Source organism: Bacillus sp. ABP14 (assembly GCF_001831375.1).
Taxonomy (GTDB): domain Bacteria; phylum Bacillota; class Bacilli; order Bacillales; family Bacillaceae_G; genus Bacillus_A; species Bacillus_A paranthracis.
In genome coordinates, this window is record NZ_CP017016.1 from 2,006,827 (window position 1) to 2,024,655 (window position 17,829).

Here is a 17,829-nt window from a genome sequence, read left to right on the forward strand (position 1 = left end):
AACTTTACACTATTGGTAGAACCTATTTTAGGAGGGAAAAAATGAGAACATCTAATCCAATGTTGAAAAAAGAGGCATTCCGTAAAGAAGGAGCAAGTGCTTCTGCGATGACTATTGGCGGAACAGTAGGCAAAACGTTTATTATGCTTATCTTGCTACTTGCAACGTCTGTCTATTCATACATACAGATGCTAGAGGGTACGATGAAGATGCCAGTATTAATTGGCGCTTTAATCGTTGCGGCAATCATCGCATTTGCGTCTATGTTCTTCCCGCGTATTTCACCGTTTGGTGCACCAATCTATGCGGCGGTAGAAGGGGTTGTATTAGGTAGTATTTCAGCTGTTTATACAATGAAGTTTGGCGATTCTATCGTTTTAAATGCTGTATTACTAACAATCTCAATTCTATTTGCAATGTTAGTGTTATATGCAACACGCGTAGTAAAGGTAACGGATAAATTCCGTACAGGCGTGATGGCAGCGACACTTGGAATTATGGTTATGTACTTAGTCGTATTTCTACTAAACATGTTTGGTGTAACGGTTCCGTACATTCACCAAGGCGGTACAATCGGTATTATTATTAGTGCAGTTGTTATCGTGGTTGCTGCATTAAACCTATTACTAGATTTCGATTTAATCGAAAATGGTGTACGTAGTCAAGCTCCGAAATATATGGAGTGGTACACTGCAATGGGACTAATGCTTACATTAGTTTGGTTATACTTAGAAATTCTTCGTTTCGTTTCTTACTTTACGAAAAATGACTAATAAAAAATCCTGCATGAAAAATGCAGGATTTTTTTATTTTCAAAGATAAATTGATGATGTGGTATAATATGGATGTTGGTAACTTTAAATTGAAGGGGATGGAATATGATGAAAGAGAAGAAAGGGATTATGAAAAAATTATTTTCTAAAAGTTTTTTCATAGAACTAGATGATGCTTTAACGTATCCATCGGGAGAAGTTATTACTTCAGCTATTGAAAGTTATGCAGCTGAATGTAATGAACAACTGAAATTTGAGAGTAAAGTAAAACCGATAACTTTTTACTTAGAAGAAGTATTGTATCGTGCGGAAATAAAGATGGCTCGTGGAGGATATTACATTTCATGCAGTGAAGTATAATTTTTGAAACCTTACATGTTTAAAATATGTAAGGTTTCTTTTTTTCTTTTATAGCATAAAAAATAATCTTTTTTACTTTAAAATATATTATTTTACGCTTTTTACCCTTCATACATTTTTATTTACAATGAAGAAAAATATGTGAGGTGGTATAACTTATGATGAATCGAGTTGTATTAATCGGTAGATTGACAAAGGAGCCAGAATTATACTACACAAAGCAAGGCGTCGCATATGCACGAGCATGTGTTGCGGTGAATAGAGGATTTCGAAATAGTTTAGGTGAACAACAAGTAGACTTTATTAATTGTGTCGTATGGCGAAAATCGGCTGAGAATGTAACTGAATATTGTAAGAAGGGCTCACTTGTTGGGATTACAGGGCGTATTCAGACGAGTAATTACGATGATGAACAAGGCAAGAGAATATATAGAACTGAAGTTGTGATTGAGAGTATAACCTTTTTGGAGAGAAGGCGGGAGGGGGCATCGTAATAAGAGGGTCTAGTAACATAGCCCTCTATCACTTTTGATTAATACCTTCCCAAACAACATCTAATTGTTGATTGAGAATATTTTTCGCATTGATTTCATTTCCATGTAGTAGCGAATGCGACATTAGTGTATAAAAATAAGTGCTCATAACAGTAGAAGTGATAATATTTATATCCCATTGACTGCTTAATTTTCCTGCCTCTTTCGCTTCTGTAATAATTGAAGACAAACCTTCTTGTAGCTGTTGTATACTTTTTAATTCATTTTCTACTAAGTAGTTTGACTTTATAATCTCAAAGACGGCATGCTTCATTAAATCACCATGTCCAGTAAATCGATCCAGTAAATCGCCTAAAACAAGTTTGATTCTTTCTTTTGGATGTTCCACATTTTCGTAAGTTTTTAAACTTTCATTCCATAGCTCAATTTGAGAATCACCTAAAAATAATAATATGTTTTCCTTTTTCGGAAAGTAGTTGAAGAAAGTGCCCTTCGCTATCCCACATGCAGTAGTAATATCTTGAACCGTTACATTTTCGTACCCGCGTTCTTGGAAGAGTTGTACTGCTTTTAGGAATATAAGTTCTTTTAATTCTTTTTTTCTCGTTTCTCTCAGCATATAATCTACTCCTAACACAAACAATTATATATGTTTAATAGATAATCTCAAATAAAATCTTACTTCATGATTAAGTTTAATGTAATCGAAAGAAGGATAGAGAATGCTGTTTCTTATTTTTATTATAAATGAAAGTTGTATAGTTCATGTGCTTGCCTTTCAGAAATCCATTTTGGAATACGTTTCATTACTTCATTTCTTACTATAGTTAAAGGTTTACTTTCTATTTGCGCCATTTTTCCAACTGTCCACGCAGTGTTTGAGATTTTTTCAATTCTATCTCGTCGTTTTTGTTCATATTCTAAAAATGCTTGACGATAATGGGCATTATTTTTGATGCATTCCGCCAAAATAATCGCATCTTCAATTGCTTGGCAAGCACCTTGGCCTAAATTCGGAGTAAGTGCATGGGCAGCATCCCCAATAAAAACGATGCGTTTTTCAAAAAACTGATTCATTGGCATAATGTCTACAATATCACGATGAATCATATGAACGTCCGATGCATTATGCAAAATAGATGGTATGGGATTGTGGTAAGATTTGAAATGATTATATAAATCTGCTGTTGTGTAAGCTTTGTATTTTGGATCTCTAGCTTTCGCGTTTATGAGCGCATACCAGTATACTTCGTTGTTGGGAAGAGGGACGATACCAAATCTACCGTTCGTTCCCCAAGTTTCAATAAAGTCATTTGTTAAAGAAAGATTATTAGTAGGAGTTATGCCACGCCAACACGTATATCCTGCATAACGATAATTATCCCTTTGTGTTACTTGTTTTCGAACGACAGAATGAATACCATCGGCAGCAATCAGTATATTGCCAAATGCTTCACTACCATCTTGAAATACTATTTTTAAGGCGTCTTCCTCATTTCGTTCTATTTTTACACATTCTTTTCCCCATTCGACAGTATCTTCTTGTAGTTCAGAAAGTAGCAATTGATGTAAATCTTTTCTATGAATAGAGTACATTTTAGGATAACAAGCTGGGATAATCAATTTATTGAAAATAGTTCCTTTTTCGGATACAAGTTTAAAACCGTTACTTTCGTTGCCGAATTTTTTTATTCTCTCAGAAATTCCGTATGGCTCAAGTGCTTGCATTGCATTTGGAGCAATGATAATACCCGCACCAGCAACAGTAGGCTCATTGTTTTTATCATATACTTTTACTTCTATTCCTATTTTTTGTAAGGAAATTGCTGCGCAAAGTCCAGCAATACCGCCACCAATAATTATGACATTGTTCATTTGTTATCACTCCACCTTTGAATGACTTTGTTCATAAAATGACCTCGGTCAATTTATGAGTTAAGGTTAATCCCTTTTTATGTAATTGTCAATTACACTTTTAACTATAGTTATGGAATGATTAGGTGAAAATAGAATGAATGAAACTTTCCAGCAATGTAGAAAAGTAAATAGTAAAATTAAGCATCCGGGTAGGAGTATAGCGTGATAACATGTTACAATACAGCTAAGAACATGCAATAAAGGAGAGTTTTTTACGTGAAGATTAAAGCAATTGAACCGACGCCAAGTCCAAATACAATGAAAGTTATTTTGAATGAAGTATTACCATCAGGAGCACGTAATAATTATACAAATGAAAATAAAGAACAAGCGCCAATGCAAGTACAAGAAATTTTGAAAATTGAAGGCATTAAAGGTGTATATCATGTAGCTGACTTTTTAGCAGTGGAGCGAAATGCAAAGTATGACTGGAAAGTTTTATTACAGCAAGTTCGTGCTGTTTTTGGTGAAGAAGTAGTAGAAGAAAGTGAAGAACAACAACTTGCTCATTTTGGAGAAGTGAAAGTATTTGTTCAAATGTTCTTTACTATTCCAATGCAAGTAAAGTTAACAGATGGCACGACGGAAGAACGTGTTGGTTTACCTGACCGTTTTAAAGAATCAATTATGAAAGTGCAAATGTCTGCACCAAACGTTGTAAAAGAACGTAAATGGGTGGAACAAAGTACACGTTACGGTAATTTTGAAGAAATCGGGAAAGAAGTAGTAGAAGAGATTGTTGCTGCTTATCCGGAAGAACGTGTAGATGAAACGGTTAAAGAATTATTAAATCAGGCAGGTGCTGTTGAAGTAACGATTCAAAAGCGTGAGCCATATAAAGTAACAGAAGAGATGATGAAAGATGCTGACTGGAAAAAACGTTTTGCAGCTTTAGAACAAATGGATCCTACCGAAGAAGATATTCCAGTGTTGAAGATGGCGTTAGATGATGAAAAAGTTTCGATTCGCCGTTTAGCAACAGCATATTTAGGTATGGTAAAAGGTGATGAAGTATTACCGTTATTATATAAAGCCTTATTAGATCGCTCTGTAAGTGTTCGTCGTACTGCAGGAGATTGTTTATCAGATGTAGGTGATCCGGCGGCGATGTTCGTTATGATTAAATCTCTGAAAGATCCAAGTAAATTAGTACGCTGGCGTGCAGCGATGTTCTTATTTGAACTAGGAGACGAAAGTGCGATTCCAGCATTAAAAGCAGCGCAAGATGATCCAGAGTTTGAAGTAGCGATGCAAGCACGTCTAGCATTAGAGCGTATTGAAGGCGGAGAAGAAGCAAAAGGTTCTGTATGGAAACAAATGACGGAGTCTCGTAAAGGGGAATAATGTATGATTGTTTTCTATGATAGTTGGTGTCCGATGTGTACGGCGGTTGCAGAACGTACGAAAAAATTAGATAAAAAGGGTAAGATGAAATTTGTTTCATTTCGAGATGAAGATGTAGTTGAGAAGTATGAACTTTCTCAAGAATTACAAAGTAAGATGGAACAAAGACTGTATATTTTAAAAAATAATAAGTGGTATGACGGCATTCATAGCATACATGTATTAGCAAAGGCCGTTCCATCTTATTGGTTTGCAGTTCCTTTTATAAAGCTATCTATCGTACTTGGTTTTGGAAGTAAAGTATACGATTATATCGCTAACAATAGAAAACTTGTCCCAGTTGGACATTGCCGCGAAGGGATTTGTGAAATCCCTACAAAAAAATAAAATCATCGTTATCTTTCTTTTGCACCTATTAATAGAGCGTGATATGATGAATTTGGAATGAAAGTTGAAGGAGAGATTACAAGATGTCAAATGCTTATGAAGAATACATGCGCCAAATGGTAATCCCAATGCGTCAAGAATTAGTGCGCTCTGGGTTTGAAGAGTTAACTACAGAAGAAGCTGTAACAGAATTTATGGAAAACGTAACAGGTACAACTTTAGTAGTTGTAAATTCTGTTTGTGGTTGTGCAGCTGGTTTAGCACGTCCATCAGCAGGTCAAGCGGTTGTTCGTGCTGAAAAACAACCTGATCATCTTGTAACTGTATTTGCAGGTCAAGATAAAGATGCTACTGCAAAAATGCGTGAATACTTCGGAGAAATTCCTCCATCTTCACCATCTATGGCATTGTTAAAAGGAAAAGAAGTTGTTCACTTCATTCACCGTCATGAAATTGAAGGTGCAACTATGGACGAAATTATTACGAACTTAGAACAAGCTTTCGAAAAGAATTGCTAAAGAAGGGGGAGAGTAAATCTCCCTCTTTTCTTTATATAGAGGTGAAACAATGATAGTAACAACAGCAGGAAGAACGAACAAAGAAATGACAGATTATGCAAACCGGGTAGCAGCAGAATTAAATACTTCTTTCGTTAAACGTAATGACATACCAGTACATAAACTGCATGAGCAGTATGAACAAGATGTACTTGTTGTAGGAAAAAATCGATTAGCTATTTATCCGAAAGGTACGGAAGAGTCATTTTTCTTTCATCCAAACTCAGCGATGTTTCGTGTGAAAAGATTAATGCGCGGAGAACACGACCCGTTTGTACAAGCCACGCAATTAGAGAGTGGAATGACAGTGTTAGATTGTACGCTCGGTATGGCATCAGATAGTATTGTAGCGAGTTATATTGTTGGGGAAAGCGGAAAGGTAACCGGACTTGAAGGCAATGAGTATATGGCTTATATTATGGAAAATGGTTTGAAAACATGGTCTTCATCTGTTTCTGAAATTGATGAATCAATGCAACGAATCGATGTGAAGCAAACAGAGCATTACGCGTTTTTAAAACAATGTGAAGACAATTGTTATGATGTTGTGTACCTTGATCCGATGTTTGAAGAAACTGTTATAGAATCAGATGGAATAAAAGGATTAAAACACTTCGCTTTGTATCATGATATTACTGATGAAACAATTGCGGAAGCGAAGCGTGTGGCGAGAAAGCGTGTCGTTCTGAAAGACCATTTCCGTAGTTCTAGATTTGAAAAACATAATTTTTACGTATACAAAAGAAAAAGTGCTAAGTTTCACTTTGGTGTAATTGACCCTTGCTAATTGTTTGAAAAGATGTATAATAAGCAATAATTAATTAAATATACTGTCTGTGATGAAGAGAGTAGTCTTTTTTAGAAGGAAAGCGAGCTAGGGATGGTGTGAGCCTAGTGCGGAAGAAAAAGATGAAGCGCACTTCGGAGATGCTTCTTGAACGAATAGTAGAGAAAGCCGTGGCCCCCTGTCCTCGTTATAAACGGGAAAGTGGTTCGTAATGAACAACAAGGGTGGTACCACGGGTTCAAACTCGTCTCTTTTTTAGAGACGAGTTTTTTGTGTTTTAAAAAATAAGGAGGTTGTAGTATGGATTATAAAACACAGTTTGCGGAAAGTTTATCTAATATTTTTACGAATGAATTAACGCAAAAGCAAATTTTAGATTTAATTGAAACACCGAAACAAGATGAATTCGGAGATGCTGCATTTCCATGTTTTTCACTTGCGAAGCAATATGAAAAATCACCAGCTATTATCGCAAAGGAAGTTGCAGAGAAATTAAGTGATCCGTTTTTTACGAAAGTAGAGGCTGTTGGTCCTTACGTAAATGTCTTTTTTAATCGTGAAACAGTAAGTGATGAAGTATTAAAAACGATTTTAGCGGAGAAAGAAGAGTACGGTCAAAATCATTTTGGATGTGAAAAAACGGTTGTTATCGATTATTCCTCTCCTAATATCGCGAAGCCTTTTTCAATGGGGCATTTACGTTCTACAATGATTGGAAATTCATTGAAACATATCGCTGAAAAATGTGGGTATGAAGTTGTAGGGATTAATTATATTGGGGATTGGGGAACACAGTTTGGAAAGTTAATTACGGCTTATAAAAAATGGGGAAATGAAGCAGTAGTGAAAGAGGATCCAATACGTGAACTATTTAAGTTATATGTTCAATTCCATGAAGAGGTAAAAGTCGACGAAGAATTAGAAGAAGAAGGACGTGCTTGGTTTAAGAAATTAGAAGAAGGTGATGAAGAAGCGGTTGAGCTTTGGAATTGGTTCCGTCACGAGTCTTTAAAAGAATTTTCTCGTATTTATGAACTTCTCGGTGTGGAATTTACTAATTTTCAAGGAGAAGCTTTTTATAATAATTTAATGGAAGACTTTATTGGGATTTTAGAGGAACATGATTTACTTGAAGAGTCAGAAGGTGCATTAGTCGTTAATTTAGAAGAAGAGGGCATGCCGCCTTGCTTAATTAGAAAATCAGATGGTGCAACAATTTATGCAACACGTGACTTAACGGCAGCACTATATCGTCAAAACACATTTAATTTTGATAAAGCGTTATACGTAGTTGGCCCAGAACAAAGTTTACACTTCAATCAATTCTTCACTGTATTAAAAAAGCTCGGCTACACTTGGGTTGATGGCATGGAACATGTACCGTTTGGGTTCATTTTAAAAGATGGTAAGAAAATGTCCACACGTAAAGGAAGAATTATTTTACTCGAAGAAGTACTTGAGGAAGCAATAGACCTTGCAAAACAAAATATTGAAGAGAAAAATCCAAATTTAAAACAGAAAGAAGAAGTAGCAAAGCAAGTCGGTGTAGGTGCAGTTATCTTCCACGATTTAAAAAATGAGCGTATGCATAATATTGAATTCTCATTAGAAAATATGCTGAAATTTGAAGGGGAAACAGGACCTTACGTACAGTACACACATGCACGTGCTTGCTCTATTTTAAGAAAAGAAAGTGTAGAATTTGAAACGTGTACGTTTACCTTAAAAGATGATCATAGTTGGAATATCGTAAAATTACTAAACAAATTCCCAAAAGTAATTGAAGCAGCATGTAACAAAAATGAGCCATCGGTTATTTCGAAATACGTATTAGATGTGGCACAATCGTTTAATAAATATTATGGAAATGTGCGTATATTAGATGGAAACGCCGAAAAAGACAGTAGACTGGCATTAGTGTATGCTGTGACGGTTGTATTAAAAGAAGGGTTACGTTTACTTGGGGTGGAGGCTCCTGAGGAGATGTAACATAAAAAGGTGTATATATCATTACAGATATGTATGCCTTTTTTATTTTGTATAGGAACGGTGTAAGCAGTATTTTCACATTATCAAAACTATATTTGAAGGATTGTTTAAAGCATAGGAATGTGTTTATTAAATGGAGAATTGTAATAGGTGTATATAAAAGGAGGCGTTAAACTTGGAAACGTACGATTGGAACAGTAAACTAGCGTATTTAAAGAATACGAGAGATCTATATTACAATGACGATTATGTAAGCTTTTTAGTAAATACAGTTTGGAGAATCACTAAGCCAGTACATATCGTTGATTACGGTTGTGGATATGGTTATTTAGGCTTAATATTAATGCCATTACTTCCGAAAGGATCAAAGTATACAGGCATTGATAGCGGGGGAACATTAATAGCGGAAGCGAGAGAGTTGTTTCGTTTACTTCCATATGATTCAGAATTTCTTGAAGGAGATGCTACAGAAATTGAATTGAACGATAAATACGATATAGCAATCTGTCATACTTTCTTATTACATATGACTACTCCAGAAACAATGCTACAAAAAATGATACATTCAGTTAAAAAGGGCGGAAAAATAATCTGTTTTGAACCACATTGGATATCAAATATGTCTTCATACTTTTTAGATGGGGAGAATCAATCGGAATTTATTAGGTTAGGCACTTTGCAGAAGTTATTTGAAAGTGACACACAGAGAAGCGGAAAAGATGGAAATATTGGTATGAAAATACCGATATATTTAAGTGAATTAGGCGTGGAAAATATTGAATGTAGAGTAAGTGATAAAGTGAACTTTTTAGATTCTAATATGCACCATCATGGTAAAGCGAAGTTGTATCATTCATTAAAAGAAGAGGGGATTGCGGGGAATCCAGGTGATAAACAGCAATTTATAGGACGTTTAATAGACAGAGGATTAACATATGATGATGCGCTAGCTCAATATGAAGCTGAACTACGATTTTTTAAAGCATTTCATATACATTCTTCATTAGTGTACGCTCCGAATATGAAAATTACATTTGGTGAAATAGTATGTTAATAGGTAGTAATACGATGAAACATGTCGCTGAATGTCGATAAGTCGATATTCGACATATAATCGCTGATATATTTTGAAAATCGCCGATAAAATGAAAGAATCGCTGATATATTTGAATTATCGCCGATATAATTTCATGTACTGATTACAGCTATATAAAAATAAGATCCGCATGTTACGTTATTCCATTTAATCAAACAAAATACAGAGAAAAACAATCATTTTTACTATATTTTGTTATAAATTTGAATAATATTAAATAATACTATCCATTATAGGAGATTTTAGTTGAATACATACAATATGATGTGTAAAATCTAAGCAAGTAGCAGTATAAATAAATATTCGAGGTGAATACATGCTAGATTTTAAGCAGTTAGATGCTTGTTTGAAAGACAAGAGATTTATAGAGGGATTACAGGAAATAAATAATGAAATTTCATATATAAAAGAAAAGAATACTTTATCTTATGTGAAGAATTGGCTTGCTAATATTCCTTCACATAAGGAGTTTGATATATTAATTCGCCTTACTGATGAAGGGCTTATGCACCAATACAGTTCATTCCTCATTCGCTACGCTTATAAAAAATTCCCAAATATGAGAACGCTCTCTTTATATTGTGATGAGTTAATTGATGAGCGGAAAATTCTTGAAGCAGAACAGTTGCTAAAAGACGCTTTAGAAGAGAGCAATAAAGAAGAAATAGATGCCGATTTTTTAGCGAAAACATATTTTACGTTAGTAAGATGTCTTTTAGAAATGAAACGAAATGAAGAAGCGCTAATCTATATGCAAAAAGCAGAGGAGTACAGTGAACGTGCCGTGTTTGATAAATGGGGATACGCCTATATGCATACAGGTGAATGGGAGAAAGCAGAAGAACAATTTATAGCTGGTATGCAGCATAAAGATTGTGAAGAGTTATCTACCTATTTATTATCACAGTTATATGCGAATAAGGGAGAACAAAAACGTGCATTGCAGCTAATTGATGATGCAATTGTAAAGTTCCCACAAGTACCATATTTTCATTTTGAAAAGATAAAATATGTATTAGATTTAGGGAAGTATGAAGATATGTTATCAGTAATAGATAACATAAATAAACAGCTTCCTTATCATGCGTATAAAGCTTATTTCGTACATTTACGAGCAGAAGCACTGTACAAAATGAATAAACTTGTAGATTTACAACAGTTATTAAAAGAAGAAAAAAGTTTAAAAGGGTCGTTATATCATAATTTAGAAAAAAATCAAGATGGAAAAAAGGTTCACCTGCCGATCGTTCCCATTGTACAAAAGGATAATTATTGTGTACCGACAAGTTTAGAAATGATGTTGCAGTTATGGGGAGAAAAACGTACACAAGATGAAATAGCAGAGTTTATTTTTGATATGACAGGTTCGAAGTTTTCAGATACTGTTTCTTATTTAGACGAATTAGGTTATGAATATCGTTATTTTAAAGGGAATGTAGAAAATTATAAGAGACTGCTAGATCAGGGAATTCCCGTATTATTAAGTATAGATATTGAGCATGCTTCACATGTACAAGTACTAGCTGGATATGATGATACGTTACAAGCCTTTTATGTTCAAGATCCGAACTTTATAGAGCCAGTTATTGTGGAATATAGTAAGTTACAAGAAAAATATCGTTATACAGGTTGTTTAGCAATTACGTTTGTTCCGCAAGAAAAGAAGGAACTACTATCATTTTTAAATGAAGAAGAACATCATTATTTTAAATCTATTTTTTCTTTAACAGATCATTTGGATGAACAAGATAAAGAGGGGATTCATAAGTTAGTACAGTTTTTAAAAGAGACAAGTGATAATCCGAATACGTGGTTATATACGGTTAAGCATTTAGATGTTGAAGTAGATAAAGAATTTATTTTATATTGTATAGAAAAGTTAATGGAGAAATTTCCTAACTCAGATTTTGTTAAATTACATGGTGCACAGTGCTTTATTCGCCTGGAAGAGTTAGAAAAAGCTGGGCACATGCTTGCGAGTGTTGAGAAGAAAAATAGTCGTGCCTTATATCATTTCATAAACGGAAGGTATGCTTTTGAGCAGGAAAGTTATTTAGAAGCAATTTCAAGTTTTCGTTCCTCGTTACAATTAGACGCGGATCAGCCGATTGCTTGGAGTTTTCTCGCTTTATCATATATGTATATCGATCAATCTGAAAAGGCGTTGCAGTTTTCTCGAGTCGCCTTGGAACGTAGCCCTGAGCGATTTACTTTAACGAATCACGGGTTAATATTAATAGATTTAGAAAGATATGAAGAAGCGTATGAAATCTTTAATGATTTGTTAAAAGAATATAAAAATGAAGCACATGTATGGTATGAGCGAGCGAGATGTGCGCATCATTTAGGGAAATTATATTTAGCGATAAAAGGGCTTAAAATAGCAATTCATTTGGATAGTAATGCACCATACATTTATACGAAACTTGCAGAAATATACGAATCTGATTTGAAGGATGAAGAAAGTACGAAAGAAGTTTTATTAAAAGGTATTGAGAATTGTGATGATAAGGCACCTCTATACGTAAAACTCGGTGACTACCATTTTCAAAAGGATAGTCTGGAAGAAGCAGAAACATTGTATACTCGTGCTTTGGAAGAAAATCATGATGATGTATACTCTCACTTCGGACTTACGCAAGTTTATATGGCAAGAGAACAATATAAGGAAGCAAAAGAATATATTCTCGGTATTGAAAAACAAATTGAAAAGAGCCAAGATTTTCTTATGAATGCAGGAATGGTTTTATGGGATGCTGAAGTTGAACTTGGTGGAAGTGAAGAAGGGTTTAAAGTAGCATTGTCTAAGTTAGAGAGTGGTATAAAGCAGAGCGAATATAATGTAGCAAGCGCGTTAGATGAATATGTGAATCGAATGAAAGGAACGGTATTTGTGCAGCGAGGTATAGCATTCTTAAGAACGTTACACAAAGAAAGAAATGAAGTAAGTGAATACGGTTGTTATACAGGTATTTTATATGAATCTATCGGACAGTATGGCCAAGCGATGAAAAGATATAATAAGGCGATAGAACAAAAGGAAACGGCATTACCGTATTACCGAATTGGTGAAACACTTATGGCATTAGGGCAATTGCCGGAAGCAAAACAGGCATATGAAACATGTTTAGAGCTTGATGGGAATTTCGTCGGTGTACATTTACAGCTTGCGGAAATATATGAAAAAGAAGAAAATCGTTCTAAAGAACAAAGTCATATGGTTCAGGCGATGAAAGAAGAGCCGCTGCATATTAATATGGAATATTTGGCGCAGCTTTCAGTAGAAATGAATCTTCAGGAAGAATTGCTGACTGAACTAGAACAATTAGCGGACGAAGTGCCTGAAATATGGCGATTAGATGCGATTGCATATGTGTATGGAGCAATGGATGAAATAGATAAAGAACAAGCACAGATTGAAGAGGCACTACAATTAGATAGTGAGCATACAGAAGTTTTATATCATTATGCAAAAGTATTATTGAAAAATAAAAATGCAAAAGCAATTGAAATTGCAATGAAGGTTATACAAAAAGATGTAAATAATGAACGTATATTTGATGTATATGTAAAAGCGATAGAACAACATAAGAAATGGTCTAACATACGAGATTTTCTTCACATATTAAAAGTAAAAAAGGCAGAAAGAAGTATGGCGTTTATGTATGCTGCATCTGCAGTTACAGAAAGATGGATTGAACGTCAACAAAATGAACAGCCGAAGAAATCCATATTTACGAGAGCTCTTTATCGTATGAAAAACCGTGCGAAAGAAATTTCGATTATTACTACAATCATTGATTTATATGAAATTTCGTTACAGTTAAATCCGAAAAATAGTATGGCAGCGCAGCGATTTGCGCTATTTTATGAGAATGTGGCGATGTATAAAGAGGCGATAGATGTATTGCAAACATCATTAGAAAGTAAATGGGATTACGATGTAGCGAAGCAACTTGTAAATCTTTTCATAGAGTGTGAGGAAGAAGATAGATTACGGGATGCTGCAGAATTAACGAAGCAAATGGTTCGAGAGTTACCAGATGATTATGATACGCTTCTTTTACAAGCACAAGTATTCTTTAAAATGGGAGAAGAAAGAAAAGCAGAAAAGATTACTTTACAATTAACGGAGCAAACACCGTTTGTAAGTAGAGCGTTTCTTGCTTTAGGAGAAATATATCAAAGTCAAGAACGGTTTGAAGAGGCAATTCACGTATTAGAAAATGCTTCTATACATCATCCGAATGAAACAGCAATTCTTCTTTCTTTAGCATCTTCTTATCATGGTGCCGGCCAAACACGAAAGGCAGAAGAAATAGCAAATGAAGCATTAAAAATTGATGAGAGTGATTTGTTAGCGAGATACGAGCGTGCTTGTTATTTAGCACAGTTAAACAGAAATGAAGAGGCTAAGGAAGAGCTTGAAATTGTACTTCGTGAGGATGAGTCAGGATTTTTCGCTGAACTGATCGAGGATAATGAAAATTTAGCAGTATTGCGAGAATTTGAAAAGTAATTGTATAAGAATAGCGAAAAAGGATATAAATAAAATATATTTTGAATTAGTTGACAATTTATCGACTAATGGCATAAAATAGCTTTTAACAAAGTATACAAATCTGAAGACGAGAAAGAGTAAAATAGTGTACTGTTCCCCAGAGAGCCGGTATGTTGCTGAAAGCCGGTGTGCAGACGTTATTTGAAAATCATCTCCGAGGAGCCGAGGCTGAAAATGAGTAAGCTCGGACGGATGTCTACCGTTACAAAGAACACGTATGATAGTACGTTGCTAAGTGCTATTAGTGAAGAGCTAATAGAATTAGGGTGGTATCGCGGGTAAACCCGTCCCTATTTTATAGGGACGGGTTTTTTGTGTGCTTTAAAACATTCAAAAGGAGTGATTGTAGATGAAGAAAGTAGATGTAAAAGAGTCAGCTGTAGGGAGAGAAACACGTATTCGTAAACAGTGGAACGAGCAGAGCATTTTCGAACAATCAATTCAGAATCGAGAAGGCGCACAATCTTTTGTGTTTTATGAAGGACCACCAACGGCGAACGGACTACCGCATGTAGGTCATGCACTTGGACGAACAATTAAAGATGTAGTAGCAAGATATAAAACGATGGCTGGTTATAAAGTATTAAGAAAAGCGGGATGGGATACGCACGGCTTACCTGTAGAATTAGGTGTTGAGAAGCAACTCGGTATTTCTGGTAAACATGAAATCGAAGAGTATGGAATTGAACCATTTATTAAGAAGTGTAAAGAGAGTGTATTCACATATGAGAAACAGTGGCGTGAATTCACTGAAAGTATCGGTTATTGGGTAGATATGGATGATCCATACGTTACGTTAGAGAATCCATATATCGAAAGTGTATGGCATATTTTAGGGACGATTCATGAAAAAGGATTATTGTATAAAGGGCATAGAGTTTCACCATATTGCCCAAGTTGTCAAACTTCACTAAGTTCACATGAGGTTGCACAAGGGTATAAAACAGTAAAAGATTTAAGTGCAACAGTTAAATTTAAAGTGAAAGATAGTGAAAATGAATATTTCCTAGGTTGGACGACAACACCTTGGACACTTCCAGCAAATGTCGCGCTCGCTGTACATCCAAATATGGAATACGTGAAAGCGAAACAAGAAGGTCATGTATACATTGTTGCAAAAGAACGTGTACAAGATGTATTAAAAGAAGACTATGAAGTACTATCTGTCCATAAAGGTGAAGAATTAGTAAGCACATCTTATATGTCGCCATTTCCAATGAACGAAGTTACAAATGGCTACCACGTTATCGCAGCAGATTTTGTAACGGCAGATAGTGGTACAGGACTCGTTCATATCGCTCCAGCATACGGAGAGGACGATTATAGAGTCGTTCAAAGTGAAGGGTTGTCATTCTTACATGTTGTAGATGAGAAAGGTGAATATACAGAAGCAGTACCATTTTTGAAAGGTAAATTTGTAAAAGATTGTGACGTAGATATCTTTCGTTATTTAGCGAAGGAGGGTTTACTTTATCATAAAGAAAAGTATGAGCATAGTTACCCACATTGTTGGCGCTGTGATTCACCACTTCTTTATTATGCAGGTGAAAGTTGGTTAATCCGAACGACTGCAATTAAAGATACATTTTTACAAAACAACGATACTGTTACTTGGTATCCAGATCATATGAAACATGGACGATTTGGTAAGTTTTTAGAAAACATGGTGGACTGGAATATTAGCCGAAATAGATATTGGGGAACACCATTAAACGTATGGGAATGTGAAAGTTGCGATCATCAATTCGCACCGAAAAGCATTGCTGATTTAAGAAAGCATAGTATGAAAGAGACACCTGAAGACTTAGAATTGCATAAGCCATATGTAGATGAAGTGCAAGTTTGCTGCGAAAAATGCGGAAGTACAATGAATCGCACACCAGAAGTAATTGATGTTTGGTTTGATAGTGGTTCGATGCCATTTGCGCAATATCATTATCCGTTTGAAAATAAAGAGTTATTTGAAGAACAGTTTCCAGCAGATGTAATTGCAGAAGGAATTGATCAAACACGCGGCTGGTTTTATAGTTTATTAGCTGTATCAGCACTATATACTGGAAAAGTACCGTATAAACGAGTGCTATCACTAGGGCATGTTCTAGATGAAGAAGGACAGAAAATGTCTAAAAGTAAAGGGAATGCACTAGATCCAGTTGATTTAGTAGAGAAGTTTGGTGCAGATGCTTTAAGGTGGGCTCTACTTGTTGATAGTGCTCCGTGGAATGCGAAACGTTTCTCTGAAAGAACAGTACTGGAAGCGAAATCTAAATTTGTAGATACGTTAATCAATGTGTATAGCTTCTACGTTTTATATGCAAATTTAGATGAGTATAATCCGAATGAAACATATGACGTAAAGCGGACGAAATTGGATGAATGGGTATTATCAAGATTGCATAGCACAACGAAAAAAGTGAGAACAGCACTTGATGATTATCAATTTACGAATGCAGCTCGTGAAATTGCGGCACTTGTAGATCAAGTAAGTAACTGGTACGTAAGACGATCACGTAATCGTTTCTGGGAATCTGGTATGAATGCGGAAAAAGCAGCTGCGTATGAAACACTTCATGAAGTGCTTGTGACAATTAGTAAATTAATTGCACCGTTTACACCGTTTGTCGCTGAAGATATTCATTTGAATTTAACTGGAAGTAGCGTTCATTTAGAGGATTATCCAGTTGTAAATGAATCATTACTTCAGCCGAAATTAGAAGCGGAAATGGATGCTGTTTTACAAGTTGTTGAACTTGGAAGAAGTAACCGTAATCAGCATTCTTTAAAAGTAAAACAGCCGTTAGCGGAACTTGTACTACTTGAGCATAATGAAAATGATATGGACTGGGAATCTTATCGTGATATCGTCATGGATGAGTTAAATGTGAAGGCGTTCCATGTTGAACTCGATGAAACGAAATACACATCCTATCAATTAAAGCTGAATTTTAAAACGGCTGGGCCGAAGTTCGGTAAAAATGTGAATGCAGTAAATGGCTGGCTAAAACAACTGTCACAAGAAGAAGTACAAAACTTTGTCTCTACAGAAAGAGCGGTTTACGAAGCAGCATCAGGAGAAGAAGTAGTTGTAACGACTGAAGATGTATTAGTAGAGAAAGTTGCAAAATCAGGATTCTCTAATACGACTAACGGACAATATACAGTTATGTTAGATACGAATGTAACGGAAGAATTGTTACAAGAAGGAGTAGCACGTGAGTTTATTCGCGCTGTTCAAGAATATCGTAAGCAGTTGAATTTACCAGTAAATTTACGAGTGGATGTTATTCTTGATACAGAGGAAGAACTACAGCAAACGTTAACGAATCATAAAGAGTTGTTGAAAGAAAACTTACTCGTTAAACAATTTACATTTAGTCACTTAACGAATGAAGACGATGAACTTTCTTTAGGTGAGACAAAAGTCCGAATTAAATTAAGTTCAGCTCATTAAAGGAAAGGAAGTTGGAATCATTCCAACTTCCTTTTTCTGTGCTAGAAATGTATCCGGCTATTTTCCGCATAATCCATTCGATTGGACCTCTAGCACATATCTTACCTCATAGC

The 17,829-nt window shown here is 35.3% G+C and carries 13 protein-coding genes and 2 other annotated features; of the genes, 11 read left to right on the forward strand and 2 right to left on the reverse strand.

The annotated features are described in order from the left end of the window. Window positions 1-41 precede the first annotated feature (41 nt). From BGI23_RS10525 to BGI23_RS10535, 3 genes are all read left to right on the forward strand, one after another. On the forward strand, window positions 42-773 hold the full coding sequence (locus tag BGI23_RS10525) for a Bax inhibitor-1/YccA family protein (protein WP_001260643.1): 732 nt from the start codon (window positions 42-44) through the stop codon (window positions 771-773). Between the two features lie 105 nt (window positions 774-878). After that, window positions 879-1,133, forward strand: a complete 255-nt coding sequence (locus BGI23_RS10530; RefSeq protein ID WP_000975123.1) for a DUF4318 domain-containing protein — start codon at window positions 879-881, stop codon at window positions 1,131-1,133. Between the two features lie 158 nt (window positions 1,134-1,291). After that, window positions 1,292-1,627, forward strand: a complete 336-nt coding sequence (locus BGI23_RS10535; protein WP_000982010.1) for a single-stranded DNA-binding protein — start codon at window positions 1,292-1,294, stop codon at window positions 1,625-1,627. Window positions 1,628-1,655: 28 nt separating this feature from the next. Here the strand turns inward: BGI23_RS10535 and BGI23_RS10540 are convergent, their stop codons facing one another. Together BGI23_RS10540 and BGI23_RS10545 are read right to left on the reverse strand one after the other, a co-directional pair. After that, window positions 1,656-2,246 carry a TetR/AcrR family transcriptional regulator gene (locus BGI23_RS10540; RefSeq protein ID WP_070805893.1) on the reverse strand — a complete coding sequence of 197 codons (591 nt, stop codon included), beginning with the start codon at window positions 2,244-2,246 and terminating at the stop codon, window positions 1,656-1,658. A gap of 122 nt (window positions 2,247-2,368) precedes the next feature. Next, entirely contained in the window at window positions 2,369-3,502 is a 1,134-nt protein-coding gene (locus BGI23_RS10545) for an FAD-dependent monooxygenase (RefSeq protein ID WP_001066846.1), read from the reverse strand. Window positions 3,503-3,760: 258 nt separating this feature from the next. Here BGI23_RS10545 and BGI23_RS10550 point away from each other — a divergent pair, with 258 nt between their 5' ends. The 8 genes from BGI23_RS10550 to ileS all read left to right on the forward strand — a co-directional run bounded on the left by BGI23_RS10550 (window position 3,761) and on the right by ileS (window position 17,716). After that, window positions 3,761-4,888, forward strand: a complete 1,128-nt coding sequence (locus BGI23_RS10550; protein ID WP_070805894.1) for a conserved virulence factor C family protein — start codon at window positions 3,761-3,763, stop codon at window positions 4,886-4,888. 3 nt (window positions 4,889-4,891) lie between these two features. Beyond that, on the forward strand, window positions 4,892-5,275 hold the full coding sequence (locus tag BGI23_RS10555; RefSeq protein ID WP_000634875.1) for a thiol-disulfide oxidoreductase DCC family protein: 384 nt from the start codon (window positions 4,892-4,894) through the stop codon (window positions 5,273-5,275). Between the two features lie 83 nt (window positions 5,276-5,358). Beyond that, on the forward strand, window positions 5,359-5,793 hold the full coding sequence (locus BGI23_RS10560) for a BrxA/BrxB family bacilliredoxin (RefSeq protein ID WP_000063713.1): 435 nt from the start codon (window positions 5,359-5,361) through the stop codon (window positions 5,791-5,793). A 49-nt stretch (window positions 5,794-5,842) separates the two neighbouring features. Beyond that, window positions 5,843-6,619, forward strand: coding sequence for a class I SAM-dependent methyltransferase (locus BGI23_RS10565; protein WP_044792572.1), 777 nt, complete (start codon window positions 5,843-5,845; stop codon window positions 6,617-6,619). 40 nt (window positions 6,620-6,659) lie between these two features. Next, window positions 6,660-6,874: a binding site (T-box leader), on the forward strand. Window positions 6,875-6,919: 45 nt separating this feature from the next. Beyond that, window positions 6,920-8,608, forward strand: a complete 1,689-nt coding sequence (gene argS, locus BGI23_RS10570) for an arginine--tRNA ligase (protein ID WP_070805895.1) — start codon at window positions 6,920-6,922, stop codon at window positions 8,606-8,608. Window positions 8,609-8,783: 175 nt separating this feature from the next. Next, window positions 8,784-9,662: a class I SAM-dependent methyltransferase gene (locus tag BGI23_RS10575; RefSeq protein WP_070805896.1), complete on the forward strand. Its 879-nt coding sequence runs from the start codon at window positions 8,784-8,786 to the stop codon at window positions 9,660-9,662. A 358-nt stretch (window positions 9,663-10,020) separates the two neighbouring features. Further along, the gene (locus BGI23_RS10580; protein WP_070805897.1) at window positions 10,021-14,223 is read left to right on the forward strand and encodes a bacteriocin-processing peptidase family protein; all 4,203 of its coding nucleotides are present in this window, start codon (window positions 10,021-10,023) and stop codon (window positions 14,221-14,223) included. A gap of 97 nt (window positions 14,224-14,320) precedes the next feature. Beyond that, window positions 14,321-14,560 (forward strand) — a binding site (T-box leader). A gap of 54 nt (window positions 14,561-14,614) precedes the next feature. Next, window positions 14,615-17,716, forward strand: coding sequence for an isoleucine--tRNA ligase (gene ileS / locus BGI23_RS10585; protein ID WP_070805898.1), 3,102 nt, complete (start codon window positions 14,615-14,617; stop codon window positions 17,714-17,716). Window positions 17,717-17,829: the final 113 nt, after the last annotated feature.